Source organism: Alicyclobacillus kakegawensis NBRC 103104 (assembly GCF_001552655.1).
Lineage (GTDB): Bacteria > Bacillota > Bacilli > Alicyclobacillales > Alicyclobacillaceae > Alicyclobacillus_G > Alicyclobacillus_G kakegawensis.
The window spans coordinates 50,693-76,590 of record NZ_BCRP01000015.1; the positions used below are offsets into that span (position 1 = coordinate 50,693).

A 25,898-nucleotide genomic window follows, 5' to 3' on the forward strand; every position below is an offset into this window, starting at 1 on the left:
CCCGGAATTGCACGCGATTGCGCTTTGTCCATGCGGGCGGCAGGTGTCGCCGCCACCCGCCGCATCGGTCTCAGCCGCGCAACACCGCCCCCGTGTTGGCCGACGTCACCAACTGCGAGTAACGCCGCAAGTAACCGCTGCGCTGTTTCGGCTCCGGCGGCGACCACTGTTCCTTGCGCCGGGCCAGTTCAGCGTCATCCAACAATAAATCGATGGTGCGGGCGTTCATGTCAATGCGGATGCGGTCACCGTTTTGCACCCAGGCAATGGGGCCCCCTTCAGCGGCCTCCGGTGAGATGTGCCCGACACAGATGCCGCGTGTGGCGCCCGAAAACCGGCCGTCGGTAATGAGGGCGACCTTCGTACCAAGCCCACGCCCGACGATGGAAGAGGTGGGTGCCAACATTTCCGGCATTCCCGGACCCCCTTTGGGCCCCTCGTAGCGGATGACCACCACATGCCCTTCGCGGACCTCGCCGCTGTTGATGCCGCGCTGAGCGTCCTCTTGCGATTCGTAGACGATGGCTTCGCCTTCGAATTCCGTAATGCCATCCTGCACCGCACCCACTTTGATGACCCCGCCGTTGGGCGCCAGGTTTCCGAACAAGATCGACAACCCTCCGACCGGGCTATAAGGATCGGTGCGCCGGCGAATCACCCGTTCGTCCAGAATTTCGGCATGCTGGACGTTTTCCCGAATCGTCTTCCCGGTGATGGTGATGCGCTCCGGATGAATGGCCTCAGCTTCAATCAACTCCTTGATAATGGCCGACACGCCGCCCGCTTTGTGCACATCCTGGATGCTGTATTCGGACGCCGGGCTGATCTTGGCGATGTACGGGACGCGTTTGGCGATCTCGTTGATTCGCTCCAGGTCGTAATCAATCCCCGCCTCGTTGGCAATCGCCATCAGGTGCAGGACGGTATTGGTCGATCCGCCCATGGCCATATCGAGGGCAAACGCATCATCAATGGCTTCGCGGGTGATGATGTCGCGCGGACGCACGTCTTCTTGAATCAGTCGCATGAGGTGGCGGGCCGCCTCGTAGATGAGTTCTTCCCGCTCTTTGGAGGTGGCAACGAGCGTTCCGTTGCCGGGGAGGGCTATGCCGAGCATTTCCATGATGGTGTTCATAGAATTCGCGGTGAACATGCCTGAACACGATCCACACGTCGGACAGGCGTTCCGCTCCAAATCCATAAGTTCTTCCTCGCTGATGCGCCCGGATTGATAGCTGCCAACGCCTTCAAACACAGATACAAGCGACAGCGGCTTGCCCGTCCGCGAACGTCCAGCTTCCATCGGACCGCCGGAGACAAACACACAGGGGACGTTGGTGCGGACGGCCGCCATCAGCATACCGGGGGTGATTTTGTCACAGTTCGGGATATAGAAGACACCGTCAAACCAGTGCGCGTTGATCATCGTCTCCGCCGCATCCGCAATCAGTTCACGGCTCGGCAGGGAATAGCGCATGCCGATGTGTCCCATGGCTATGCCGTCGTCCACGCCAATGGTGTTGAATTCAAAGGGTATGCCGCCGGCTTCTCGAATGGCGGCCTTGACCACTTCACCCATCTGTTTCAAATGGACATGACCGGGAACAATGTCAACATACGAATTGCACACCCCGATGAACGGTTTCGGCAGGTCAGCCGGTTTCACCCCGGTCGCATACAGCAAGCTGCGGTGAGGCGCCCTGTCCACGCCCTTCTTTATCATGTCGCTGCGCATGCAGGCACCTCCTTGATGGTATCCGTGAAACTTCAGACACGAGATGCGACCGATGCCGCCCGGTCGGGGTAGACCTGCACTCCATCGACAAGCACACGCCGCCGGAAAGTCTCATGCACCTGCTTGGTACAGAATCCGGGTTCCCCCGTGCCGATGACGCGCCCATCCACCTTAACCACCGGCACAATCTCAGCCGCCGTACCCGTCAGGAACACTTCATCCGCCACATACACATCATGGCGGTGGAACGCTTCTTCCTTCACCATGTAGCCCAGTTCCTCGGCAATCTCCATCACCACTTGACGTGTGATGCCCGCCAGGGCGCCGAGATACGTGGGCGGTGTATAGAAAACGCCGTTCTTTACAATGAACACATTCTCGCCCGACCCTTCTACCACATAGCCCTCCGTGTTCAATACCAGGGCTTCGCTTGCGCCTGCGACCCGGGCGTCAATTTTAATCAAAATATTATTAAGGTAATTCAATGATTTCACTCTCGGGTTGAGAATGTCGCCACGGCTGCGCCGCGTGGCCACCGATACGACGTCAATTCCCTGCTCGTACAACTCCTTCGGGAACATAGCCAGTTCCTCTACGATGACGAACACCGCTGCGGTCTGGCATTTCCATGGATCAAGCCCCAAGTCTCCCGTGCCGCGTGTGGCGACCAGGCGAATATAAGCGTCATCCAAGGCATTCCGGCGCACCGTCTCGACAACGATGCCTTCCATTTCATCCAAACTATAGGGAATCTTTAACATAATCGACTGCGCCGACTCGTACAGGCGGACCAGGTGTTCACGAAGTCGGAACACGTTCCCCCCGTACACACGAATGCCCTCGAAGATCCCGTCCCCGTACAAGAGCCCATGATCATAAACGGAGACCTTCGCTTCGTCACGGCTGACATAATCGCCGTTGAGAAAGATGGTTTGCCCCATGTTCTTTCACACTCCCGAAGAAGAAATCAACAAAGCCGCACGTGCCCCATAACCGGGACCCGTTCGAATCGTCCTACTATTTTCTGTAAGCCAAATACAGCTAGTGAAAAAAGTGAGAACGATGAGGCGAGAAAGAAGTTTGAAGGACATTGTAGACTCCAGGGAAGACGAGTGTCAATAGTCACAACTTTCCTTATTATACATGTAAGCGTTTACCCGTTCTTTCTCGTAAACGCTTACTATAGCATTGGGATTGAGACTCAAAGAGAAAATGAATTTTTTTTGAACACCGCTCACATGTCGGGAAAGGTCGAACAAAGAGGGCGGCTCCATGGCCGCCCAACTTCGATTCAGGGTTCGGAGGGGATGTATGTAGACCGGCGCCGGAACGCGACGGAAAGGCGCACGACCGATCCGAATTCGCGTCAGGCACCTTCGCATCAGACACCGACAGACAGTGCATTGACCGCCCGTTTCAAGCGGTCCATCGCTTCCCGCACGTACGCACGGGGGCAACCGACATTCATGCGCATGAAGCCCTGGCCGCCAGTGCCGAAAATGTGCCCTTCATCGAACGCAATGCGCGCCTGTGTCAGACAGAACTGGTCAAGCTCAGACTGAGCCAGCCCCAGCTTACGAAAGTCCAGCCAGACAAGATACGTCCCCTCGGGCACCACCACCGACAACGACGGGATCTCGGCCTTCACTGTGGATACCACGACATCGACATTGCCCTGCAGGTATACAAGCAACTCATCGAGCCAGTCGTCACCGTACCGATAGGCTGCTTCCGCCGCCACCAAGCCCAGCACGTTCGCTCCGGCCTGAGAGCGGCGGCGCTGCGCCGCCAGGTAGGCCTCGCGCAAGCGCGGATTGCTGGCCACCACCAACGCCGTTTGCAATCCGGCGAGGTTAAACGTCTTGCTCGGCGCCAAGCAGGTCACCGTCCGCTCGGCAACGCGGTCTCCGAGTGAGGCGAGAGGGGTATGGCGGTGTCCAGGAAGAATGAGGTCGCCGTGAATTTCGTCGGCAATGATGAGCACGTCGTGACGCTCGCAGACCTCTGCAAACTGACGCAGTTCCTCTCTGTCCCAAACGCGGCCGACCGGGTTGTGCGGACTGCACAGAATGACCAGCTTGACACCCCCGGACTGGAGTTTCACGTCAAGGTCCGCCAAGTCCATCACGTATCGGCCGTCCTCCAGCCGCAGCGGGTTTTCGACGACGCGGCGCCGGGTTTCGCGAATGACGCGCATGAACGGGTAATAGACCGGAGGTTGCACCAACACCCCGTCCCCCGGATCTGTGAGTGCCTCGATGAGGATACTGATGGCCGGGACCACTCCCGGGGCGTGCGCCAGCCATTTTTCCTCTATAGGCCAACCCTGGCGACGGCGGTACCAGTCTGCCGCCGCCTGCAGGTAGCCTTGGGTGACCAGCGGATACCCAAACACCCCGTGCTCCACACGCCTGCGCAACGCCGCGAGCACCGGTTCCGGGGACGGGAAATCCATGTCGGCCACCCACATCGGCAATACGTCTGTGGTGCCAAACCGTTCTTGCAGTCCATCCCATTTCGAGCAGCCGGTGCCCACCCGCTCAACGATGGCATCAAAGTCATACTTCACGTGGTATGGCGTCTCCTTTCTCGGCTCCAAGGGACACAGGAGCTGTGTTGGAATCCCGCCATTCCATCATACCGAAAGTTGACTCGGACATCCTCACTCCGGCTTAACTTCCTCATCCACCACTTCGTACTTCTGGGTATCGTGTGGAATTTCCGTGGCCACGCCACCCTCATTGGACATGCGCTCCACGCTGGCTTCCACCGGCTCCGGCGTCTCCTTTGGGTCTGGCAGCATCGGATCGCGGGGCGCGCGGCGCTGTCTGGAATCCGGCCCTCCCGACACAGGACTCACCTCCCTCCTGTCGGCCAGTGGGCGCCGCCCGAAAAGAAAGGGACCACGCCTAGTCTGTCCGAGCGAGGTCCCAGGTCATGCACCCATCCGGCGGAGGTCCGGCTCAGGCCGTACAGTGGCAAGGCGCACGCCGGCCGCCACGCTGGTCTGGAATCCCCCAGGCCTAGCGCGCGCCCTCGGTCTCCTCTGCCGCTTCCACAAAACGGTTGGTCAGGCGGCCTACGCCTTCAATCTCGACGGTGACCTCGTCGCCGGCCTGCAGCCACCGCTGCGCGTGCGGAGGCATGCCGAGGATGACCCCCTCCGGTGTGCCCGTCAAAATAATGTCTCCCGGCCACAGCGTCATGTGCCGCGACAGGTAGGACACCAACTCCGCGCACGAAAAGATCATGTCGCTGGTGTTGGAATTCTGACGAACCTCTCCATTCACATACGTGCGAATGGGTAAAGCGTTCGGATTGGGAATCTCGTCCGCGGTCACGAAATACGGCCCGATGGGGGCAAACTTGTCGCACGTCTTGCCGAGGAGCCACTGCGGTGTACGGTTTTGCAGGTCGCGAGCCGACACGTCGTTGGCCACTGTGTACCCAGCCACCGCCGTCAACGCGTGCTCCGCATCCACGCCGCTGACCTTTTGCCCAATCACGATGGCCAGTTCAGCCTCATAGTCCACTTGGCGGGACGCCGACGGCAGCGGTATGGGCTCTCGGTGCCCGGCCAGGGTGTTGTTGAACTTGCTGAACACGACCGGACTTGTCGGCACGGGGGAGCCGGTCTCCGCCGCGTGCTTGCGGTAGTTCAGACCGATGCAGATGATCTTCTGCGGGTTCAGCACGCACGGTCCAAACCGCACCTCGTCCTCCGCCAGGGTCTGCCAGCGCGCCTGCTGCAGCCCTTCCCGGCAGATCTCCTGCAGACGCTGCCGCTGCGCCGGCCGCGCGATGAAATCGTCCACCGTCTGGGGCAGAGAATTGACCGATTCGCCCGCGGCCTCCGCAATGTCGAACACCGTCGCCAGCCGCCCCTCGTATGCAACAGCCAGCTGCCAGCGACCGTCTCTGCGTAGATTGGCAATCTTCACGCTCCCGTCTCCCTCCGCTGGTCTGCGCCGTGGCGCTCTGTCCCGTCTTGAATGGAACACAATGAACACTAGCTATCGTACAAATTGCTAGGCGGCCTGTACAGACACTCTGTGGGAAACCGTCCGCCGCACCCGCCCAGGCCCTGTCATGTGACGGACTACAGCAGTCGCTCGTACCCCGGAAGGGTGAGAAAGTCGACGAAGTCGTCCGCTGTGGTCAACTCGTCAAACAGTCGCGCCGCCTCGGCATAGTGTCCGACCTCAAAGCGCCGCTCCCCGACGGCCGTCCGGATTTTCTCCAATTCTTCCGCCAACACCTGGCGGAACAGGTCGATGGTCACCTTGCGACCGTCCGCCAGCACGCCTTTGGGGTGACGGATCCACTGCCAAACCTGGGCCCTGGAGATCTCCGCGGTGGCGGCGTCTTCCATCAGGTTAAAAATCGGCACGGCACCGGCTCCGCCGAGCCAAGCCGCGATGTACTGCACCCCCACGCTGATATTGATACGCAGTCCGTCCTCGGTGATGGTGCCCTCCGGCACCTGCAGCAGGTCCGCGGCAGTGGCCTGCACGTCTTCCCGCTTCTTGTCCACCTGGTTGGGCTGCGGCATGTGCTGGTCAAACACCTCAAGCGCAACCGGCACCAATCCCGGGTGCGCCACCCATGTGCCGTCGTGCCCGTCTTTCGCTTCCCGCTCCTTGTCGGCCCGCACCTTGGCCAACGCGTCTTCGTTGGCAGCCGGATCGTTCTTGACCGGGATCTGCGCCGCCATGCCGCCGATGGCCAAAGCGCCCCGGCGATGGCAGGTGCGAATGGTCAAGAGCGTGTAGTGGCGCATGAACGGTACGGTCATTGTCACCTGAGCCCGGTCTGGCAAAATGAACTGGGGCAGGTTGCGAAATTTTTTGATGTAGCTAAAGATGTAATCCCAGCGCCCACAATTGAGCCCCGCTGCGTGCTCGCGCAACTCGTACAGGATCTCCTCCATCTCGAAGGTGGCCAAAATCGTCTCGATGAGGACCGTGGCTTTGATGGTTCCGCGGGGGATCTCGAGCTCCCTTTCGGCGTGCACAAACACATCGTTCCACAACCGAGCTTCCAGGTGGCTCTCCAATTTCGGCAGGTAAAAATACGGGCCGCTGCCCCGCGCCAGGAGTTCACGCGCGTTGTGGAAGAAATAGAGCCCGAAGTCAAACAGCGCGCCGGCCACAGGCTGCCCGTCCACCTGGACGTGTTTTTCCACCAGGTGCCAACCGCGCGGCCGAACGATGAGCGTGGCCACCCGCGGCTGCAACGCGTAGCGCCTCCCCTCCGGACTGACATACTCTATCGTCCGCCGCACCGCGTCGCGAAGGTTGACCTGCCCGCCCACGGTGTTTTCCCACGTCGGGGAGTTGGCGTCCTCAAAGTCGGCCATGAAGCACCGCGCGCCTGAATTCAACGCGTTGATGACCATCTTCCGGTCGCCGCTCGGGCCCGTGATTTCCACTCGCCTGTCCGTCAAATCCGCGGGAATCGGGCCAACGGTCCACTCACTCTCGCGAATCTCCCTCGTCTCCGGCAAAAAGTCGGGCAGCTGCCCGGCGTCAATCGCTTGCTGACGGGCTATACGCTGCTCCAACAACCGCCTCCGCTGCGGCTCAAAGCGCCGGTGCAGCCCGGCGATGAAAGCGAGGGCCTCGGGAGTCAAGATCTCCGCGAACCGCTCCTCGTACGATCCGCTCACCGTCACGCCGCCTGGGCATAGATACGTGGTTTCCATGACGCTCAGCCTCCCTGTCCACACGATCTGCGCCTTTAGAATCCCAGACATGATTCTGAATATCATCATAACACCGTATTATGGATTGTGGAAGATAGTTCTATAATACGGAACAAGGCGGCAATCGCCTGTCGTTTGCCCGGCCTGAACTCCTGTATAATAAACACGGCAGCACAACCGGATTGCATCGGAGTGGGACCCGTGGAAGACTACACAGTGAAATCGGTCGACAAGGCGCTTAACCTGTTGGAGATGATGAGTGAGTACCCGCAGGGAGCGGCCATCACAGAACTGGCTAGTCGCTCCGGCATGTACAAAAGCACGGTGCACCGTCTCTTGGGTACGATGATGAAGCGGGGATTTGTGGAACAGGACACACAGACGGGCCGCTACAAGCTCGGTTACAGCCTGTTGGATTTGGGCATGCGGCTGTTGTCCTCCATCGACCTGCGGTCCGAAGCCCTTCCCCACCTCCAGGAACTGGCGCGGCAGACGCAGGAGGTCGTGCACCTCGCCCTGCTCGACCAAGGAGAGGTGGTCTACATCGAAAAGGTCGAGACCCCGCACACCATCCGCATGCATTCGCGCGTGGGCAAACGCGTCCCCGTGCATGCCACGGGCCTCGGCAAGGCCATCTTGGCGTTTCTCCCGGCCGGCGAACTGCGCGCGCTCATCCGCCGCTACGGATTGCCGCGAATGACGGAGCACACGCTGACCGACGAAGCCGAGTTCCTGGCATCCCTGGAGACGACGCGCCGGTTGGGGTACGCGATGGATGTGGAAGAACACGAGCTTGGCATCTGCTGCGTGGCGGCTCCCATCTTCGACAACACCGGACAAGTGGTGGCCGCCTGCAGTGTCTCAGGCCCCCGCCAACGCCTCGACCCAGCCAAGTTGGTCGAACTGGCGCCTTTGGTCATGGACACCGGCCGACGCATCTCGGAGCGGCTCGGCCACCACGAGTAAAGCCGCCCTAGGTCCCTTTGATTCAACTCCTAGGCCGCCGGGGCGGCACCAGCAGAGGGACGAAAAACAAGTGAATGTAGACACAGCAGGTCGCGCGAGAGGCGATAGGACCTTGAGGTAGATTGTTTGACTATTCGATGTTAACATACTCATATGTCAACACTTCCAATCAAAAATTCGCGTGTGTCATTGCGGCAGAACATTGTTCTATATATCAGAACCAGCTGTGTATGGATAGAAGAGATTTCTTTTTGGATAAGGAGGCGGAAGCATGTCATCCGATGAGCCGACGCACGCCCCCATCGCCGCGGCATTAGCCGATGCCATCGGTGAAGCCCAGGTGCGGACCGATGCCCATTTGGCCAAGCGCCTCAGCCAGCAGGCCACTCCGATTGTAGTGGCCACCCCCCGCAATCCGGCCGCCGCCGCGCGTGTGCTGCGTCTTGCCGCTGATCACGGCTGGTCCGTGCTGCCCTGCGGGGCGGGCACGCATTTGGAAGCAGGACCAGTCCTTAAGCCTGTCGATGTCGTCATCCAGAGCACAAACCTCAATCAAGTGGTCGAGTATTCACCGGCAGACATGGTCGTCACCGTCCAGTCGGGCATGCCCCTGTCCAAGCTGCGACACGTTCTGGCCGAACACAACCAGATGCTGCCCATGGACGCCCCCTGCACCCCGGCCGCCACGGTCGGGGGAGCCGTCAGTGCCGGCTTGTCCGGTCCCCACCGCGTTTTGTACGGGACATTCCGCGACTTGCTCATTGGCACCCGCATCATCCTCGCGGACGGACGAATGGTGCGAACGGGCGGCAAAGTGGTCAAAAACGTCGCGGGCTACGACGTGACCAAACTCGTGGTCGGAAGCCGGGGCAGTCTCGGCTTTCTCACGGAGTGCACGTTCAAGCTGAAACCGCTTCCTCTGCACCGTGAGCTGTGCCTGTTGGTAGGCAAGAGCGCGCAGGTGGACTGGGTGCGGGCGCGGGTCATGGACTCACCGCTTTTGCCCAGCGCCATGGAGGCGACCAACGATGCCGCGTTGATACAAGCGTTCATCTCAAGCCGACTAGGGACGGATGGACCCGCGGCGGAGTGGCTGTTGGCGATAGATTGCCACGAGAACCGGCAGGCGGCCGCCTACCAGACGGAGCAGGTGCTGCTCTTGGCAGCCGATTTGGGCATGCACGCCGAGGTTATCCGCGGCCAGGATGTGGAACGGTTCTGGGCGCGCCACGCCAAGACCTGGCTGCAACCCGGGAGCGTGCTGCGCGTGCAGGCGCCGCCCACCGACATGATGTCCATCCTCAACGAGTGGACGCAGTTTGCCCATGAGCGACACGTGGCGGCGACCGTGACCGCCAGCCTCCCCGCTGGCGTCGGCCGCATCGGACTGTGGGCCGGGACGGTGGACGAACAGGTGGAGCTGCTCCAGGAATTGCGTGCCCGCGCCCGCCAGCGCGGAGCAGCCAGCCTGCTTGAGACTGCGCCCAAGACCGTCCGCAGCGTGGTCCCGATGTACGACAGTCCTCGTCTCGGTACGGCGGAGCGCAGGCTGCAGGCGGCCGTGCAACGGGCCTTTCAGAGCGGCGGATCGCACTTTCCAGACACATTCGCGGGAGGGATGACCTCATGAACCGGGCACTCTCTCAGTCCGCGCGGAAAACCCCCGCGCCGGCTGACGCCCCCGAGACCGGCGCTTTTCTTTACCCAGAGCCACCGGACACAGACCGCTACTCGGCCTGTGTGCACTGCGGATTTTGTCTCGAAGTGTGTCCCACCTACCAGGAAACCTCGGACGAAAACCTGTCGCCGCGCGGACGTGTGTACTTGATCAAACAGGCAGCCCAAGGCCTCCTCGAGCTGGACGAGGGTTTAGAGAACCCTGTGTTCAGCTGCCTCGACTGCCGAGCCTGCGAGAGCGTCTGCCCGTCCGGTGTGGAGGTAGGCGCTTTGATTGAAAAGGCGCGGGGCCAGTTCCACCTAAAGGCTGAGGAGGAGGGAGGGGCAAGCCCGCTGACGAGGCTGTTTTTGCGCGGCGTGTTTGCTCATCCCAGGCGTCTGCGTGCGTTGGGGAAGATGTTGCGCCTGTACCAGAAGTCAGGGCTGCGGGCGGTGGCTCGCAGCCTGCGCCTGCTCCGTGTCCTGCCCCCGCACATCCGCGAAATGGAAGCAGTTTTGCCCCAGCTGTCCGACCCGCCCGCGCTGCTGAAACTGCCGGAACGCATCCCGGCGGCCGGAACGGGCGCCCAGCCCGCCGCGCCCGTCACTGGGGCCCTGTTCACAGGCTGCGTGATGGATCTGTTTTTCTCCGACATCAACCAGGCGACGGCCCGTGTTCTGACGCGCAACGGGATCACGGTGGTGGTGCCGAAAACGCAGGTGTGCTGCGGCGCCCTGCACGTCCACGCGGGCGACCGTGAACAGGCGCGGGCCTTGGCGCGACAAAACATCGACGCGTTTTTGGCCTCGGGGGCCGACTACGTGGTCGTCAACGCGGCTGGCTGCGGGGCGGCGCTCAAGGAGTACCCGGAACTGTTCAGCGGCCAGCCTGACCTTTACGCCCAGGCGCAGGCCTTTGCGCGACGGGTGCGCGACATCTCGGAGGTTCTCGTGGAGGTCGGATTTCAACCGCCCCGCGGCCGAATCGAACGCACGGTCACCTATCATGACGCCTGTCACCTCTGCCACGCTCAGGGCATCCGCAGCCAACCGCGCCAACTGCTTACCTCCATCCCTGGGCTCAAACTGGTGCCGCTGCCCGACTCGGAGCGCTGCTGCGGCAGCGCCGGGATCTACAACTTAACGCACCCAGACATGGCCAACCGCCTGCTGGAACGCAAGCTGGACGACATTCCCGAAGCGGCGGATGCGGTGGTCATGGGCAACCCGGGGTGCATGCTGCAAATCCGGCTGGGGGTGCAGCGCCGTCAAGCCGGCGTCGATGTCCTGCACACCGTGCAACTGCTGGATGAATCATACCGCAAGGAGGTCATCGAGTGCTGAGTTCCTCCCTGATACGAGAGCTCACGGAGATTGTCGGGCCGGGCGGTGTCATCCACGACTCCAAGCAACTGGCGGCCTACGAGTGCGACGCGTACGTCGCCCAGACGGGGCGTCCGGCCGCCGTGGTGCTGCCGGCAGACACCGACCAAGTCGCGCAGGTCGTCCGCTGCCTCGCCCAGGCAGGCGTGCCGTTTCTCCCGCGCGGAGCGGGAACCGGTCTGAGCGGCGGCGCCACGCCGATGCACCATGAGGTGGTCATCAGCTTGGCCCGGATGGACAAATTGCTGCACGTGGATTTCGCCAACCAACGCGCCACCGTCCAACCGGGCTTTGTCAACCTCGAGCTGACCCGTCAGGTGGCTCAACAGGGGTTCTACTACGCGCCCGACCCGTCGAGCCAATCGGTCTGTACCATCGGCGGCAATGTGGGCGAAAACGCGGGCGGATCGCACTGCTTGAAGTACGGCGTGACCACCAACCACGTGGTCGCCGCCAAGGTGGTGCTGCCGGACGGAGAATTGGTGGAATTGGGCGATCCGTACGGCGACCCGCTCGGTTTAGACGTGTTGGGGCTCCTGGTGGGATCGGAGGGGACCCTGGGCATCGCGACCGAGATCACGGTGCGCATCCTCAAGCGGCCGCAGGCGGTGAAGACGGTGATGGCGTGGTTTGAGAGAGTGGAGGACGCGTCCGACACCGTCTCGGGCATCATCGCGGACGGCATCATCCCGGCGGCCTGCGAGATGATGGATCAGTTGGCCATGCAGGCCGTCGACAAGAGCATGTATCACGTTGGCTACCCGCCCGACATCGAAGCGGTGCTCCTGATTGAGGTGGACGGGCTGGCGGCGGGTGTGGACGATCTGGCAGAGCGGGTGGTCGAGGTCTGCCGTCGGCACCGGGTGCGCACGGTGCGTGTGGCCAAGGACGAAGCGGAACGGTCCCTGTGGTGGAGCAGCCGGAAGATGGCGTTCCCAGCCATCGGCCGCATATCCCCCGATTACATGGTGCAGGACGGGGTCATTCCGCGCACGCGGTTGACCGAAGTGCTGAAAACCATCGCCCGCTACAGCCAGGAAGCCGGCCTGCGCGTCGCCAATGTGTTCCACGCCGGGGACGGAAACCTGCACCCGCTCATCTGCTACGACGCGCGCATCCCCGGGCAAACCGAGCAGGCTGCCGAACTGGGCCGGCGCATCCTGGAGCTGTGCGTGGATGTCGGCGGCAGCATCACCGGCGAACACGGGGTAGGGGTGGAGAAGATCCGCGAAATGGAATATCTGTTTACCGACACGGAGTTGCACCTGCAGGCCAGACTGCGGGAGGCGTTCAACCCGCGTGACCTGTGCAATCCCGGAAAGCTGATTCCACGCCCCGCGCGGTGCGTGGAAGTCAAACAGGCGGCAGCCGCTTTGGCGTCGCATACCTCGCATACGGTGTGAATCCGGTTGCATACAGTGGCTGGTGGACATTGATGGAGCGGAACAAAGGTAGCAGGGGCGAAAAAACGACGGGTCCCCACACCCGTCTGGGAGGAAACGCGCATGTTCACCCAGGTTTACACCCCGATTGCCGGAAGTGTGGGCTGGTCTGCCCTGATTGCCGTCATTCCCATCCTGTATTTTTTTGTCGCGCTGGTGGGACTCCGGATGCGCGCCCACTTGGCGGCCCTCACCACCGTCGTCCTCGCCATTCTGGACGCCTGGGTCATCTTCCGGTTTCCCGTCGACAAGGCGGTTTCCGCCTCCGTCTACGGCATGTTCACGGGGCTCTGGCCCATCGGCTGGATTGTGTTCAGCGCCGTTTTCTTGTACCGAATCACGGTCAACACGGGCCACTTTGACATCATTCGTCGCTCCATTTCCGGCCTGAGTGAGGACCGGCGTATCCAGGCGCTGTTGATTGCGTTTTCGTTCGGCGCCTTTCTCGAAGGCACGGCTGGCTTTGGAACGCCGGTGGCGGTGGCCGCGGCCATGCTCGCCGGACTCGGTTTCAACCCGATGTACGCGGCCGGAATATGCCTGTTGGCCAACACCGCTCCGGTCGCCTTTGGCGCGGTCGGCATCCCCATCACCGCCATGGCCACCGCGACGTCTTCGGATCCCCTGTTGATCAGCCAGATGGTCGGCCGCATCCTGCCGTTCGCCTCGCTCATCGTCCCGTTCTGGTTAATGGTTGTGATAGCCGGCTGGCGCGGTATGCGCGAGGTGTTCCCGGCCGCATTGACGTGTGGTGTGTCCTTTGCGGCCACCCAATTCCTGATCTCCAATTTCGTAGGCCCCGAGCTGCCCGACATTGCGGCGGCCATCGTGTCGATAATCTGCCTGGTCATCTTGCTGCGCTTCTGGCAACCGAAAAAGGTATGGAGATTCCCGGACGAAACAGCGCCGCAAGGGTCGCCCAGCACGCCGTCAGGTGGGCCTGACGCCGGACAGGTGCTTTGGGCCTGGTCTCCGTTTCTCGTGCTCAGCCTGTTCATCGTGCTGTGGGCACTGCCGCCCGTCAAGGACCTCCTCGGGGCAGCCACCGTGCTCGTCAATTGGCCGGATTTGCACCTCAAGGTGGCAGAGGCGGCCCCCATCGTGAATCAGGTCACCCCCGTCGCTGCCCAGTGGAAATTCGACAGTCTGGCAGCCACCGGCACCTCCATCCTGTTTGCCGCCATCGTCACAAAATTCATTCTGAGGCAGTCGTGGAAAGATTGGTTCCGTACGCTGGCCGAAACGTTTGCCAGCCTGATCTATCCGCTGCTGACGATTGCCTTTGTGGTCGGTTTCGGCTACCTGTTCAACTACTCCGGCATGGCGGCTACTATCGCCATGGCGCTGGCCGCAACGGGCGCCCTGTTTCCGTTCTTCGCCCCGTTCCTGGGCTGGCTTGGCGTGTTCCTGACCGGCAGCGATACCTCCTCGGACCTTCTCTTCGGCAACCTGCAAAAGCTGACCGCGCTGCAGTTGGGCATCAGTCCCTATCTGACGATGGGCGCCAATTCGGCCGGCGGTGTCATGGGCAAAATGATCTCGCCGCAATCAATTGCGGTCGGCACGTCGGCCACCGGCCTCGTTGGAAGGGAGGGCGACCTCTATCGGTTCACACTCTAACACAGCATCGCCCTGGTCGTCCTGGTGGCCGTCATCACCACACTCTACACGTACGTCTTTCCCGGCGCCGTACCGCGCTAGACGGGCAAATCTGGCCACGCGATGCAGGGTCAACGAAAGGTATAATCCGTTGTTCGCACGGAAAAATTGGAAATGACCCCTTTGCGAACGGAGGCCTTCATATTGAACTGGAAAAGTTGGATAACGGCCGCGATTGGCGCTTGGTTTGTGGCGGCGCCCTGGGCGCTCGGCGTTCCGCGCTCCCCGCAATTGGCATGGACCAGCGTGGTCTTCGGGCTGTTGCAGGTCATCGTGTCGGCTTGGGCGGCCATAGCGCCGCGGGTGCCGAGTTGGCGGATGTGGCAATACTGGGTCGTGCTGCTGACCGGCCTATGGTTTCTCATCGAACCATTCCTCAGCACTTACGAAGTCCCTCAATACTGGGGAACCGCGGGCCCTGCGTTGCTGACGATAGCCCTGGCCGTTTGGAGTCTCATGGAACACACCGGTTGGCGCCCCAGCGAAAGAGGCCGACCTGGGGCGTAACGTTCAGCCCGTTATGTTGTCAACGGGACACAAAAGTTGACGGTTCAATCAATGTCTTGTTCCATTCATCAGTCCGTAAGCACTTTGCCTTTGGTTTCCGGGAAAACCCAGACAAGCAAAGCCATGACGATAAAAAATGCCGAAGCGGTCGACAACAGCGCGCCGTAGCCCATGCTTCCAGCCAGGGACGCGACAGTGACAGGCATAAAACACGTCAGCGCACGCCCAACGTTAAACGCCGTATTGGACATCGTGCTCCGTACGGGTCCCGGGAAGACCTCGTTGAAGATGGGCCCAACCACCGCGGTACCGCCACCACCAAAGCCGATGAAGAACATGCAGGCCAGCAGTACCGTGGTGCTGCCCGTCCAGAATAGGGTGATAGGGACAACGGCGATGGCCTCAATAATTTTGTACAGGGTCAACACCTTGCGGCGTCCGAGCATGTCTGAGATAAAGCCGGTGGAAAAGTAACCGAGGAATCCTCCCACGTTCAACAGGATCAGCCAGAGCGCGCTGTGACCAATGCTCATGTGGCGCTGTTCCTGCAGATAGGTTGGGAACCAGGTGGTCAGCAGCCAGTAGCCGGTAAACTCGAGGGACATCAAAACCAACGCTGCCAATCCATACCACGGGGCTTTCCCCTCGAAAACGAGATGGAGCGGAACCTTCGCAACGTTCTTTGTGGTCCGACGCTGCTGCCACACGTCAGATTCGGGCACTACGGCCACAGCGGGAATGACAATGAGTGCGGCAATAACGGCTGTAGCAAAGGCGAGCCGCCAACCGATGTGAGGAGCGACAAACGCACCAATGATGTACGCGAGAATGATACCTACGGACAAGCCAGAGTGCATGGTGGCTCCAAACCGTCCTCTAAACTTACTGGGTACCGTTTCGGCAATCAAACTCTGCCCAACTCCCCACTCCCCGCCGATACCGAAACCGGTGAGGGCGCGAGCGAACAGCATCCATTCGTAACTATAGGTAAACGCCATCAGCAGGCCACCGATGCTGTACAATGTCACGGTGACGCTGAAGCAGTCAAAGGATATTCCGGAAACTGTGTACAGGACGCCTGCAGCAATTCTTCCCGTGTTTCATCGGGAAGCCAAGCGAGCAGCACCCGCCCGGAAGACCCCACATGCAGAGAGAGTGACTCCCCAATGCGCACGTCATGGCGTACAATTCCAGGTCCCTCTACTCGATCCATACAGACACGGCAACTTCCCATGCGAATGTAAATGGCTGAGGTGAGAGAGCTTTCATAAGCAAGCTTCTCAAGAGACGGACGTGCTAGGCGCACTACGTCTGGCCGGGTTAGCGTCTTCGAGGCCCAAGTCAGCACTTTCGGGCCAACATGATAGCCCCCATCCAGGCGTATCAGCATCCCTACATCAACGAGCCCATCAAGCAGCCGATACAGTGTCGGGCGTGGGATGTTCAGGTCCCTCGACATTTGCTGGACAGAGATATAGCCTAGCCCTCGATGGGCCAGATAGTCCATGACTTGAGCAACCTTAAGCGATGTGATTGCCTATGTTGTTTCTTCTAAATCTTATGTTGAATTGGGGCTAACAAAGGAAACCCCGCCAGCGCTCGTTGGCAGGGTTCCAACGGACGATGTGCCTGTCGGAGTGGATACGCGGAGTTCTGCAGATAGCCGGCTGGCCAGAGCCGGCTATGGCCATTTCATTGTGAGCTCAATCCGGACAAGCCGCGGCAATACAACACGCGTAAGATGTTCTTCAATGTATTCGATGTCTCCAAAGGTAAACAATGCACGCGACGATGACTATCCCAACTACAAATCCCTTAAAGAATTCCACTTGATTCCCCACTTTCATATGCTACTTTAGCTTGAGGCCACTCCCATTCGTGATCTACATCTTGCGACGTAAGGAATAGATTTCACAGACTCGTAACTCTAGCCAAGGTGTTGGAACAATCCAGCTATCGCTGAAATAATTTGTCTTATCGCAGAAGTAATTTGTCGGAAAACCCCATCTATTGCATTTTCTTGCTTGGGATGATTATGGATAAATTGTTGGACATTCGTTGCTTCTTTGGAAAGTGTTCCCCAATCCAGGTGCAGCGCATTAAATTTCTTCAGTAAATCGATCAATCCATTGATCTGCTGGTTGTTCAACGTAATGTTCATTTGATGGGCAAGCTGGAGGATTAGATCCCGATATTGGCCGTCCGTTTGCGGATGTTCTTGGGACACCTTATCTTTTAAGGCATTCACAAAAGCGGCTGCTTTTTGCGGATCGTTCAACTGTTGTCCCAGCTGAGCAGTTTGCATCATTTCTTGATTGGCAACGGCTTCTCGATTCGGATTTAGCGTCTGCCCTGTTGCGGCTTCGAATGCCTTCGTAATGCCTACCAAAGCGGCCGTACCCGACACCGGAAATGGCGCTTCAACGGTAATATCGGCATCTTTTACACCCGCCGTCAATAAAGCGTTCGTATACATGTTCGAAGTGACCCATGTGATGTTTTTCGTGGTTACACGGATTCCATAACCCGGGTTTTCCAGAACAATTAAGCTGGAAGAAATCGCGCGGTCTCCAATTAAGGATTGTGGAACAATACCGTTTAACTGCCGTTCCTCGTCCTCGTGTGTCACGGTAATCACTTTGTCACGGCTCGTTTCTGAAAAGTCATTTTCGATTTGCTGCTTTTGCTGCTCCGTCAAATCATTTCCTAGGGTAATCACACGTTCTCCAGGTGTCGCATCCGCCCACGCCGATTGTATCAAGAGCCCACCCGTCAGAATAAATCCGACAAGAATCCCTCGTTTCTTCATAAAACTGCCCTCTTTTCCTTTCCTGATGCGTTCAGTGCCGTTGAAATATCCTTCTTAACATATCATTATCTCGGGGACAGCGAGCGTGTAAAGTTTCAGTAGGGGCTTGCCGACAAAAAGTGCAAATTTGATGCTGTTTTAAACGCCGGAAGAAATGTTGAAGTAGGAGCCGTGGGATTCAAGTTACATTCAATCAACGCAAACTATCCTGAGACTCGTAAATGCCGCTAGATCCCTACTCATTTCAAGGAGGTCTAAACGCATGCAATTCAAGGCAAAAGCTATCTTAGCGGCGACGGTGCTGGCGACAGGGACGTTAGGTACAATAACTGCGTCTGCGGCTACCACGAACAGCTCGCCCACGTCCGGTACGGGTTCAGCTCCGGCGCAGCACGTACAACATAGTTCGGACGGACACGGTCGATTCGGAGCAATTGCAACCGAAATCGCCAAGATTCTCGGCATAGACAAAGATACTCTGAAGACGGACTTAAAATCTGGCCAGACGTTGGCACAGATAGCGCAGTCTAAGGGTATATCGGAACAAAAACTCATCTCCGAGCTGGAAGTTGATTTCAAGCAGCACCTGGACCAAGCCGTGCAGAACGGTAAACTAACGGCGAGCCAAGAGCATGCGCTGATTCAGAAGTTTGAAGACCATGCGCAAAAACTCGTAGAACATAAATTCTCTGCTCACCCGACAGCGAAGGCGAGGGTATTGAAGGAAATCGCCCAGACCCTTGGAGTTAGCAAGCAAACACTCCTGCAAGACTTGAAAAACGGACAATCCATCGCTCAGGTGGCCGAGAGTAAGGGCATCTCTACAGACAGCTTAGTTTCACAATTAAAGACCAAGACCAAAGCCCGTCTTGACCAGGCAGTCCAAAATGGGAAGCTTTCAGCGAATCAAGAGCGGCAGATCCTCAATACGCTACAGAAACGTCTTACGAAGCTTGTGTAACATCAACGCCCCTTGGCCACACGGGCGAGGAAAACCCCGCAACCGAGTCAAGTGCAGGCACTAGTGACAGCCAGAATTGAATAACCTCGTACCAACCGCCATGACTGTGTTTTCATGGCGGTTCAATTTGGCCGGCGACGCCCTTGATGTGCGCGCCTCATCTGGACTGGTGACAAGCGGCAGCCCAGAGCAGCCAGTGTTTCATTCAAACAAAGCGAAAGCTATTCCCCCCACCTCGTCGTGGACGAGGATTTCGTCCTCAAAATCCCTGGTGGTCTCAAGCTCGACGTCGCCGCACCGCTCTTGTGCGCCGGCGAAGATGTCGCCGGCGCCCTGCAATTCACACGTTGTTGATGCTCCACGTGGCTCAAACAGCGGATGGCATTGCTGCCATGAATATCCGCGGCAGGGCTGAAATCATGCAGCCGCCCGACCGAAAGTCAGGCCCCGGCCGCCAGCAGTCCGCGGATGACGCACGTCTCCGGTTCTGGATCAGCCGTCACCGGAACGTCGATGCGCCGCCGCAGCGTCTCCAGGATGCTGGCCATGCGGGCTCCGCCGCCTACCAGAACGATGCCCCGGTCCATCACATCCCCTACCAGTTCCGGCGGGCACGCCTCCATCGTCTCGCGAATCAACCCAATCACCTGATCCGCATACTGATCCAGGCTCTCTTGCACAAAGGTCATCGGCACGGCCAGCGAGTCGGGCAAGCCGGTCGCTAAATTGCGCCCCCGCACCGTGAACGTGGCCGTCCCGGCAGCATTCTCCCCAAGACGCGGGTCCGCGGCAGCCGCCTCGCGGGCCCTCTCCGCCATCTCCGCAGATTCCAGCCCCGCCGCCGCGTCCCCCGCAGCACCAGCGGCGTACTGGCAAGCCATGCGTTTGAGCCTTTCCGCGGTGGCAAGCCCGATGGCAAACGCGTACCGGCGCTGCACCCTGTCCATCAATTCCTGGTCAATCGTCCGCCCGCCCAAGTTGAGAGTGCGTCGCTCGACCACGCCGCCCAGGGAAATCAGCGCCACCTGAGTCGCTCCTCCACCCAAATCGACAATCAGGGACCCTACTGGTTGGTCAATGGGCAGTCCCGCCCCGCGCGCCGCCGCGAGGGCAGACTCGACAAATCGCACCCGGCGGGCCCCGGCCGCCTTCGCCGCCTCGTCGAAGGCCTTCCTGTCTACCTGGGACTGGTGGCTCGGATGCGCCAACACCACGTCAAACCGTTTGCGGAAGCGGCCCGGCAACAGTGTGGCAATCATGTATTTGAACACGTCGACAAGCGCCTCAAAATCGCGCACGATGCTTCCTTCGATGGGAAAAGCGATCCGGATGTGCCCGGGGTGGCGGCCAATCATCTGCTCCGCCCGCTGCCCCACCAACGGCCCGGTCGCTTGTCCGTACGCGACCACCGAAGGTTCGTTGAGAACGTCCGAACGGGTCTGCACTCCGGCGCGAAACCCACAACTGCCTACGTCTATCGCCAAGTTCATGCGCTTCGCTCCTCGCTGGGTCAATTTCCGACAGAATTCGTCCCATAGTATTCGGACGCGAAGGCGCATGCTCGGGGGGTCGTGAATTGGAAAAAGGCGCCACATCGACGCCTATCCCGCAACCTATTCGAACAACCCTTGCAACTTGGCGAACGGGTTGTTTCGGAATTCCTCTTCGTAGACGACCTCGGTCTTCAGGCGGCCCGAGCAGTCGTTTTGTTCCAAGCGAAAGACTGGATTGTCGCGGTCGTAAATGGCGTTGAGGATGCGAAATGTGTTGACGGTGTCAGCCAGCGCGTTGTGGGCCTGACCCTCCGGCGCCAGCTGCAGGAGTTCCAAAGCGTTCTGCAGGCTGCTGCGCTGGTTGAGGTGAAGTTTGCGCCCAAACCATTTCTGGATGTCGTTGTAGTTGCAAATCCAGTCCAGTGACAGGCCGTGCCGACGGCAGTCCGAGATGAAATAATCCCTGTCCGACAGTGACCATGAACACAGATAATATTCGTCCTCGCCAATCCACTCCAAGAACGACTGAAGCACTTCGGGAAACCGTTTAGCTCCCGCCATGTCCGCCTCGGTGATGCCAGTGAAGCGGGTGGTGACGACCGGAATCGAGGTGACGTCCTGCGGGCGCACATAGGCGTGAAAATGACCGGCGTCCTTCCATTTTCCGTTTTCATCAGGCACAGCGCGCAGCGCGGCGATCTCAATGATCTCCGCGTTGTACATGTGGCCGCGGCGGACAATCGCTTCCACATCGTGAATGATGAGTTGAATGACAGCTCCCTCCCCCTGTTTGTGCGTCCTCGCCCTTTACCTCGATTCTAGCACAGCGGGGCTCCGTGAGCCCACGCGGAAAAACTTTTGCGATTCCTTGAACATGCGCGGGAACGACCTGCCCACGGCAGATCGGAATGGGTAAATTGGGGATTTTTTACTCATGATATAGGTGCCATCATGCAGAGAGCGAGGAGGGGGATCATGAAGCAGGATGCCAACAAGGGCCTGGCCAAGCTGTATTGGGTGCTGGGCATCATCATCGTTGTATTTTTCGCGCTCGGCGCCATCTTGTGGTGGTACGACGACTACATCATCCACGAACACGCCACGCTGGCAGCCTGGCTGGGGAACCTGGCCCACGCGCACCGTTTTGGATAGACGACCATAAATTTCGCACGCTAGAAAGGCAGAAAGGAGACGGATGCGCGATGAAGTGCAAATCCGCGCGCTGGTATCGGGTGCTGCCGGCAGGCGCCGCCTGCCTAATGTTGTCCGGGTGCACGCGCGAACAGTTTCTGGTGTTCAATCCAGCCGGGCCGGTCGGGAAGATCGAAATGCACCTGGTCATCTTGAGCATGGTGCTCATCGGCATCGTGGTCGTTCCGGTGATGTTGATCTTGTGGTATATCGTGCACCGTTTTCGGGATCGGCCAAACAACCGGGCGCCCTACCGGCCAGAATGGTCGGAGAACAGGACCCTGGAGTTCATCTGGTGGGGGATTCCGATTATCATCATTGGCATCCTCGCTGTCAACACCGTGCGTGACACGTTTCGGCTCACGCGGCCGCCGGAGCCGGCCGGAAAGCCACTGACCATTCACGTCACGTCGCTGGACTGGAAGTGGCTGTTCGAATACCCGGACCAGAAGATTGCCACCGTCAACTACTGCTACATTCCGACGGGGCGGCCGATTCAGTTTGTGCTGACCGCCGACGCGCCCATGAACTCGTTCTGGGTGCCGCAGCTGGGCGGCCAAGAGTACACCATGCCGGGAATGGCCATGCGCTTGTGGCTGCAGGCGGATAAACCGGGCACCTATTTCGGCTCCGGCGCCAACTTTACCGGGCGCGGGTACGCCCACATGAAGTTTGACGTCATCGCCACGTCGGACCCTGAATTTTCGCAGTGGGCCGCCAAGGTGCGCCAAACCGCGCCGGCCCTGACGCGCAGCGGCTACACCCAGCTGGTCAAGCAAAGTGTGGTTGGACGGATGTCGTTCTCGTCGTTCCCGCCTGGACTCTTCCAGGAAATCATCATGCGTGAGGGCGGCATGTACATGAAACACGACATCTCGGTGCTCGACAACAAGGCGTAGGGAGGAGCAGAATGTGCCAGACGACACCCTGAACGTGAGCCATTTCCTGGTCACGGGCGATCCGCTGATCTATGGAGCCGATGTCTCGATTGTGGTGGTCAGCATCGCCATCGTCGCGGTCCTGACATACTACCGCAAGTGGGGATGGTTGTGGCGGGAGTGGCTGACCACTGTGGACCATAAGAAGATCGGGATCATGTACATGATCGCCGCCCTGCTGATGCTGTTCCGGGGCGGTGTGGACGCGCTGTTGATGCGCACGCAGCTGGCATTCCCGAACATGCGGTTTCTAAAAGCGGAGCATTACAACCAGATTTTCACCACCCACGGGACCATCATGATTCTGTTCATGGCCATGCCGTTCATCTTCGCCATGATGAACATCGCCATCCCGCTGATGATTGGCGCCCGCGACGTGGCGTTCCCGTACCTGAACGCCATCAGCTTTTGGATGTTCTTTTTTGGCGCCATGTTGTTCAACCTGTCGTTTGTCATCGGCGGATCTCCAGACGCCGGTTGGACCAGCTACCCGCCCTTGGCGGAATCAGAGTTCAACCTGGGCCCGGGAGAAAACTACTACCTGCTGGCCCTGCAGATCAGCGGTATCGGTTCCATCGCCACCGGCATCAACTTTTTCGTCACCATCCTGAAGATGCGGGCGCCGGGCATGACCTTGATGCGCATGCCCCTGTTCTGTTGGGCGGTTCTCGCCACGTCGGTTCTCATCATCTTCGCGTTCCCGGTGCTGACGGTCGCCCTGGCGCTGTTGCTCATCGACCGCATTGCCGGGGCCCACTTTTTCACCATGCTCGGCGGTGGCAACCCGATGATGTACATCAACATGTTCTGGATTTGGGGGCACCCCGAGGTGTACATCGTGGTCTTGCCGGCGTTCGGGATCTTCTCCGAGGTGGTGGCGACGTTCTCGGGCAAACGCATCTTCGGTTACGCGTCGATGGTCGCCTCCCTCATGGCGATTGCGGTCATCAGCTACTTTACCTGGCTGCACCACTTCTTCACGATGGGCGCAGGTCCCGGGGTCAACAGCTTCTTCGCCCTGTCGACCATGATTATCGCCATTCCCACGGGCGTCAAGATTTTCAACTGGCTGGCGACCATGTACAACGGACGCGTCCGCGTCACCGTGCCGATGAAGTGGGCGCTCGGGTTCATCCCCAACTTTGCCGTGGGTGGCGCCACAGGCGTCATGCTCTCCGTCGCACCCGCGGACTACCAGTACCACAACAGCTACTTCCTGATTGCCCACTTTCACCAGACGCTGATTGGCGGCGTCGTGTTCGGGATGCTCGCCGGCATGTACTACTGGTGGCCGAAGATGTTCGGTTTCCTGCTCGAGGAGCGGTACGCGAATTGGGGTTTCTGGTGGTTCAACATCGGGTTTTACGTGTGCTTTATCCCGCAGTACCTGCTTGGGTTCATGGGCATGACGCGGCGCATCTACACCTACCCGACCGGCATGGGCTGGTCCACGCTGAACCTGATTTCCACCATCGGCGCCTTCATGATGGGGCTTGGCTTTTTGTTCATCGCAGCCGGGATTGTGTACAGCATCTTCTACGGGGAACGCGACACGACGGGCGATCCCTGGAACGGTCGCACGCTGGAGTGGTCGCTGCCATCGCCTGCGCCTCATTACAACTTTGCCCGGATTCCGGTGGTGACCAGCCGCGACGCTTGGTGGACGATGAAAGAGGAGCGCAAGCAGGGTGTCCTACCGCCTGGACGGGACGAGCTTCGGCCGATTCACATGCCGAAAAACTCGGGCCGGCCGTTTATCCTGTCGCTGTCGTTCTTCGTCGCCGGATTCGGGTTGGTGTTCCATTGGTACATCCTTACCGTCATCGGTTTCGCCGCGGTGGCGGCCTGCCTGTTGCTGCGGTCGTTTGACTACGACACCGACTCCTACATTCCGGTGGACGAAATCAAGAAGACGGAAGCTTCCTACGGGAGGTCGTAACCATGTCGGTCATGCAAGGATCGCTTTTCAACCATCCGCCGTCGCGCGTGGGAGGAGAACGCGTGGAGCATGCGGATCATCCGGATCCCAACCTGTGGATCTTCGGCTTTTGGATTTTCCTGGCGTCTGACCTAGTCCTGTTCGCCAGCCTGTTCGCGACCTATGCGGTGCTGCACACCCACATCGCGAACGGGCCGTCTGCCCGCCAGATCTTCGACGTGACAGGATTTACGGCAGAGACTTTGTTCCTGCTCACCAGCAGTTTTACCTGCGGCCTGGCCACGTGGTCGATGCGGCGGGGTCAACAGGGGTGGCTCAAGGCGTGGCTGGTGGTCACGCTCATCTTCGGCCTGCTGTTCATCGGCTTTGAGGTCGATGAGTTTGCGACCAACTCCATGAAGGGTTACGGAATGAGCACCAGCGCCTTTTTGTCCGCGTTTTACACGCTGGTGGGCACGCACGGATGCCACGTCTCGCTGGGCATCTGCTGGATGGTTGCGATACTCATTCAGGTGTTTCGCCTGGGCATCACCGAGGTCACGGCACGCAAGGTGTTTGTGGTGAGCCTGTATTGGCACTTTCTCGACGTGGTGTGGGTGTTCATCTTCACCGTCGTCTATTTGACAGGGGTGATGGGCTGATGTCCATGATGGAGGAAAAGGTTCCCGGACACACAGGCCGCTCGGAGGGTGGAAACTGGCCGTGGATGCACATCATCGGCTTTGTGATCTCCATCCTCCTGACGCTGATTGCGCTGCGGCTGGTGCTGGCGCACGCCATGGGCCCAGCCGGGCTGTTTGTCACCATCATGGTGCTGGCTGTCCTGCAAATTCTGGTGCAGCTGTTCTTCTTTATGCACATCCTGGAGGGCGGCGGCCCCCGCTGGCACCTGTGGATGCTGACCCTGGGGTTCATCTTTGTCTTCACCATCATCGCCGGGTCTATCTGGATTATGACGTTTGGAGCAGAGTCCTACTGAAAGTGGAACCGGCATAGGCCGGGAATGGGGGCGGCCCCGCATCCGCGTCAGCGCCATCGCCCCTGGCCCCATCCGCGGCAAGGGGGAGAGGCGCACCTGTTCCCGAGTCGAGGAAGACAAGGTGCGCATGGCCGCCAGCGTCCCGCTGGGACGCCTCGGCAAGCCGGAAGAAATCGCCGCGGCCGCCGCGTTTCTGATGTCTCCCGAAGCCGCCTCCATCAGCGGCGAATGCCTGACCGTGGACGGAGCCCGCTGGCTCAACCACGACCTGTTTCAGGCCAGCTCCTCCGCGAAGTGACAAGACACCAGGTGTCCAGGCTCCAACTCCCGCAGCGCCGGCGTCTCCTCTCGGCAGCGCGCCTGCACAAACGGGCAGCGGTGCGCGAACGGACACCCGACACGCCCCTCCCGCAAGTCCGGCGCCTCGCTCGCCGTCTCCGGCAACGCCTCCTGCCAGCTGCTCCCCGGCGTCGCCGCAAACAACAGCCGCGTGTACGGGTGCAGCGGCCGCTCCAGCAGCCGCCGGCTGGCCGCCG

At 59.7% G+C, this 25,898-nt stretch carries 24 protein-coding genes and 1 pseudogene; 13 read left to right on the top strand and 12 right to left on the bottom strand.

All coding sequences use genetic code 11. The features are described from left to right. Window positions 1-70: 70 nt before the first annotated feature. The 6 genes from ilvD to aceB form a co-directional block, all read right to left on the bottom strand. Entirely contained in the window at window positions 71-1,735 is a 1,665-nt protein-coding gene (ilvD, locus tag AK2_RS11825; protein ID WP_067934630.1) for a dihydroxy-acid dehydratase, read from the bottom strand. Between the two features lie 32 nt (window positions 1,736-1,767). Next, complete coding sequence (gene ilvE / locus AK2_RS11830; RefSeq protein ID WP_067934633.1) at window positions 1,768-2,676, bottom strand: branched-chain-amino-acid transaminase; 909 nt, start codon at window positions 2,674-2,676, stop codon at window positions 1,768-1,770. Between the two features lie 440 nt (window positions 2,677-3,116). After that, on the bottom strand, window positions 3,117-4,304 hold the full coding sequence (locus AK2_RS11835) for a MalY/PatB family protein (RefSeq protein WP_067934635.1): 1,188 nt from the start codon (window positions 4,302-4,304) through the stop codon (window positions 3,117-3,119). A gap of 93 nt (window positions 4,305-4,397) precedes the next feature. Next, entirely contained in the window at window positions 4,398-4,586 is a 189-nt protein-coding gene (locus AK2_RS11840; protein ID WP_067934637.1) for a hypothetical protein, read from the bottom strand. A 172-nt stretch (window positions 4,587-4,758) separates the two neighbouring features. Then, window positions 4,759-5,676, bottom strand: a complete 918-nt coding sequence (locus AK2_RS11845) for a fumarylacetoacetate hydrolase family protein (RefSeq protein ID WP_067934640.1) — start codon at window positions 5,674-5,676, stop codon at window positions 4,759-4,761. 158 nt (window positions 5,677-5,834) lie between these two features. Next, window positions 5,835-7,439 (bottom strand): malate synthase A, encoded by a 1,605-nt coding sequence (aceB, locus tag AK2_RS11850; RefSeq protein WP_067934642.1) that lies wholly within the window; start codon window positions 7,437-7,439, stop codon window positions 5,835-5,837. A 201-nt stretch (window positions 7,440-7,640) separates the two neighbouring features. Here aceB and AK2_RS11855 point away from each other — a divergent pair, with 201 nt between their 5' ends. The 6 genes and pseudogenes from AK2_RS11855 (at window position 7,641) to AK2_RS11880 (ending at window position 15,052) form a co-directional block, all read left to right on the top strand. Next, the gene (locus AK2_RS11855) at window positions 7,641-8,405 is read left to right on the top strand and encodes an IclR family transcriptional regulator (protein WP_067934644.1); all 765 of its coding nucleotides are present in this window, start codon (window positions 7,641-7,643) and stop codon (window positions 8,403-8,405) included. Between the two features lie 271 nt (window positions 8,406-8,676). Then, window positions 8,677-10,035: an FAD-binding oxidoreductase gene (locus AK2_RS11860; protein WP_067934646.1), complete on the top strand. Its 1,359-nt coding sequence runs from the start codon at window positions 8,677-8,679 to the stop codon at window positions 10,033-10,035. Then, window positions 10,032-11,405 (top strand): (Fe-S)-binding protein, encoded by a 1,374-nt coding sequence (locus AK2_RS11865; protein WP_067934648.1) that lies wholly within the window; start codon window positions 10,032-10,034, stop codon window positions 11,403-11,405. The genes AK2_RS11860 and AK2_RS11865 overlap by 4 nt, the downstream gene beginning before the upstream one ends. Then, the gene (locus AK2_RS11870; RefSeq protein ID WP_217994698.1) at window positions 11,402-12,847 is read left to right on the top strand and encodes an FAD-linked oxidase C-terminal domain-containing protein; all 1,446 of its coding nucleotides are present in this window, start codon (window positions 11,402-11,404) and stop codon (window positions 12,845-12,847) included. Before AK2_RS11865 ends, AK2_RS11870 begins: the two co-directional genes overlap by 4 nt. 102 nt (window positions 12,848-12,949) lie before the next feature. Beyond that, a pseudogene (locus AK2_RS11875) lies at window positions 12,950-14,587 on the top strand (L-lactate permease). A 102-nt stretch (window positions 14,588-14,689) separates the two neighbouring features. After that, window positions 14,690-15,052, top strand: coding sequence for an SPW repeat protein (locus AK2_RS11880; RefSeq protein ID WP_067934653.1), 363 nt, complete (start codon window positions 14,690-14,692; stop codon window positions 15,050-15,052). Window positions 15,053-15,120: 68 nt separating this feature from the next. Here the strand turns inward: AK2_RS11880 and AK2_RS11885 are convergent, their stop codons facing one another. The 3 genes from AK2_RS11885 to AK2_RS11890 form a co-directional block, all read right to left on the bottom strand. Next, complete coding sequence (locus AK2_RS11885; protein ID WP_083521150.1) at window positions 15,121-16,140, bottom strand: MFS transporter; 1,020 nt, start codon at window positions 16,138-16,140, stop codon at window positions 15,121-15,123. Continuing rightward, the gene (locus AK2_RS17825; RefSeq protein WP_369406149.1) at window positions 16,077-16,586 is read right to left on the bottom strand and encodes an IclR family transcriptional regulator; all 510 of its coding nucleotides are present in this window, start codon (window positions 16,584-16,586) and stop codon (window positions 16,077-16,079) included. Before AK2_RS17825 ends, AK2_RS11885 begins: the two co-directional genes overlap by 64 nt. Window positions 16,587-16,979: 393 nt before the next feature. Next, on the bottom strand, window positions 16,980-17,861 hold the full coding sequence (locus AK2_RS11890; protein WP_067934657.1) for a DUF1002 domain-containing protein: 882 nt from the start codon (window positions 17,859-17,861) through the stop codon (window positions 16,980-16,982). 262 nt (window positions 17,862-18,123) lie between these two features. Here AK2_RS11890 and AK2_RS11895 point away from each other — a divergent pair, with 262 nt between their 5' ends. After that, window positions 18,124-18,822 (top strand): hypothetical protein, encoded by a 699-nt coding sequence (locus AK2_RS11895; protein ID WP_067934660.1) that lies wholly within the window; start codon window positions 18,124-18,126, stop codon window positions 18,820-18,822. 440 nt (window positions 18,823-19,262) lie between these two features. On the opposite strand, the gene AK2_RS11900 is transcribed toward AK2_RS11895, so the two are convergent. Next, window positions 19,263-20,312: a rod shape-determining protein gene (locus tag AK2_RS11900; protein WP_067934662.1), complete on the bottom strand. Its 1,050-nt coding sequence runs from the start codon at window positions 20,310-20,312 to the stop codon at window positions 19,263-19,265. A gap of 123 nt (window positions 20,313-20,435) precedes the next feature. Continuing rightward, complete coding sequence (locus tag AK2_RS11905; protein WP_067934664.1) at window positions 20,436-21,065, bottom strand: 3'-5' exonuclease; 630 nt, start codon at window positions 21,063-21,065, stop codon at window positions 20,436-20,438. A gap of 225 nt (window positions 21,066-21,290) precedes the next feature. Between AK2_RS11905 and AK2_RS16930 the strand changes: the two genes are divergently transcribed. From AK2_RS16930 to AK2_RS16575, 6 genes are read left to right on the top strand one after another with little or no spacing between them, the layout of a single operon-like run. Next, entirely contained in the window at window positions 21,291-21,467 is a 177-nt protein-coding gene (locus tag AK2_RS16930) for a hypothetical protein (RefSeq protein ID WP_157076323.1), read from the top strand. Window positions 21,468-21,517: 50 nt separating this feature from the next. Next, window positions 21,518-22,405, top strand: a complete 888-nt coding sequence (locus AK2_RS11910) for a ubiquinol oxidase subunit II (RefSeq protein ID WP_067934665.1) — start codon at window positions 21,518-21,520, stop codon at window positions 22,403-22,405. A 13-nt stretch (window positions 22,406-22,418) separates the two neighbouring features. After that, complete coding sequence (gene qoxB / locus AK2_RS11915; RefSeq protein ID WP_067934667.1) at window positions 22,419-24,383, top strand: cytochrome aa3 quinol oxidase subunit I; 1,965 nt, start codon at window positions 22,419-22,421, stop codon at window positions 24,381-24,383. An 11-nt stretch (window positions 24,384-24,394) separates the two neighbouring features. Then, window positions 24,395-25,024: a cytochrome (ubi)quinol oxidase subunit III gene (locus AK2_RS11920; RefSeq protein ID WP_083521156.1), complete on the top strand. Its 630-nt coding sequence runs from the start codon at window positions 24,395-24,397 to the stop codon at window positions 25,022-25,024. Next, window positions 25,024-25,362 (top strand): cytochrome o ubiquinol oxidase subunit IV, encoded by a 339-nt coding sequence (locus tag AK2_RS11925; RefSeq protein WP_369406147.1) that lies wholly within the window; start codon window positions 25,024-25,026, stop codon window positions 25,360-25,362. Before AK2_RS11920 ends, AK2_RS11925 begins: the two co-directional genes overlap by 1 nt. Continuing rightward, window positions 25,343-25,660, top strand: a complete 318-nt coding sequence (locus AK2_RS16575) for an SDR family oxidoreductase (RefSeq protein WP_083521153.1) — start codon at window positions 25,343-25,345, stop codon at window positions 25,658-25,660. Before AK2_RS11925 ends, AK2_RS16575 begins: the two co-directional genes overlap by 20 nt. Here AK2_RS16575 and AK2_RS11930 read toward each other — a convergent pair. Further along, a partial coding sequence (locus AK2_RS11930) for an oligopeptide/dipeptide ABC transporter ATP-binding protein (protein ID WP_369406148.1) occupies window positions 25,636-25,898 on the bottom strand: 263 nt, incomplete at its 5' end. The two genes, AK2_RS16575 and AK2_RS11930, sit on opposite strands and share 25 nt — an antisense overlap.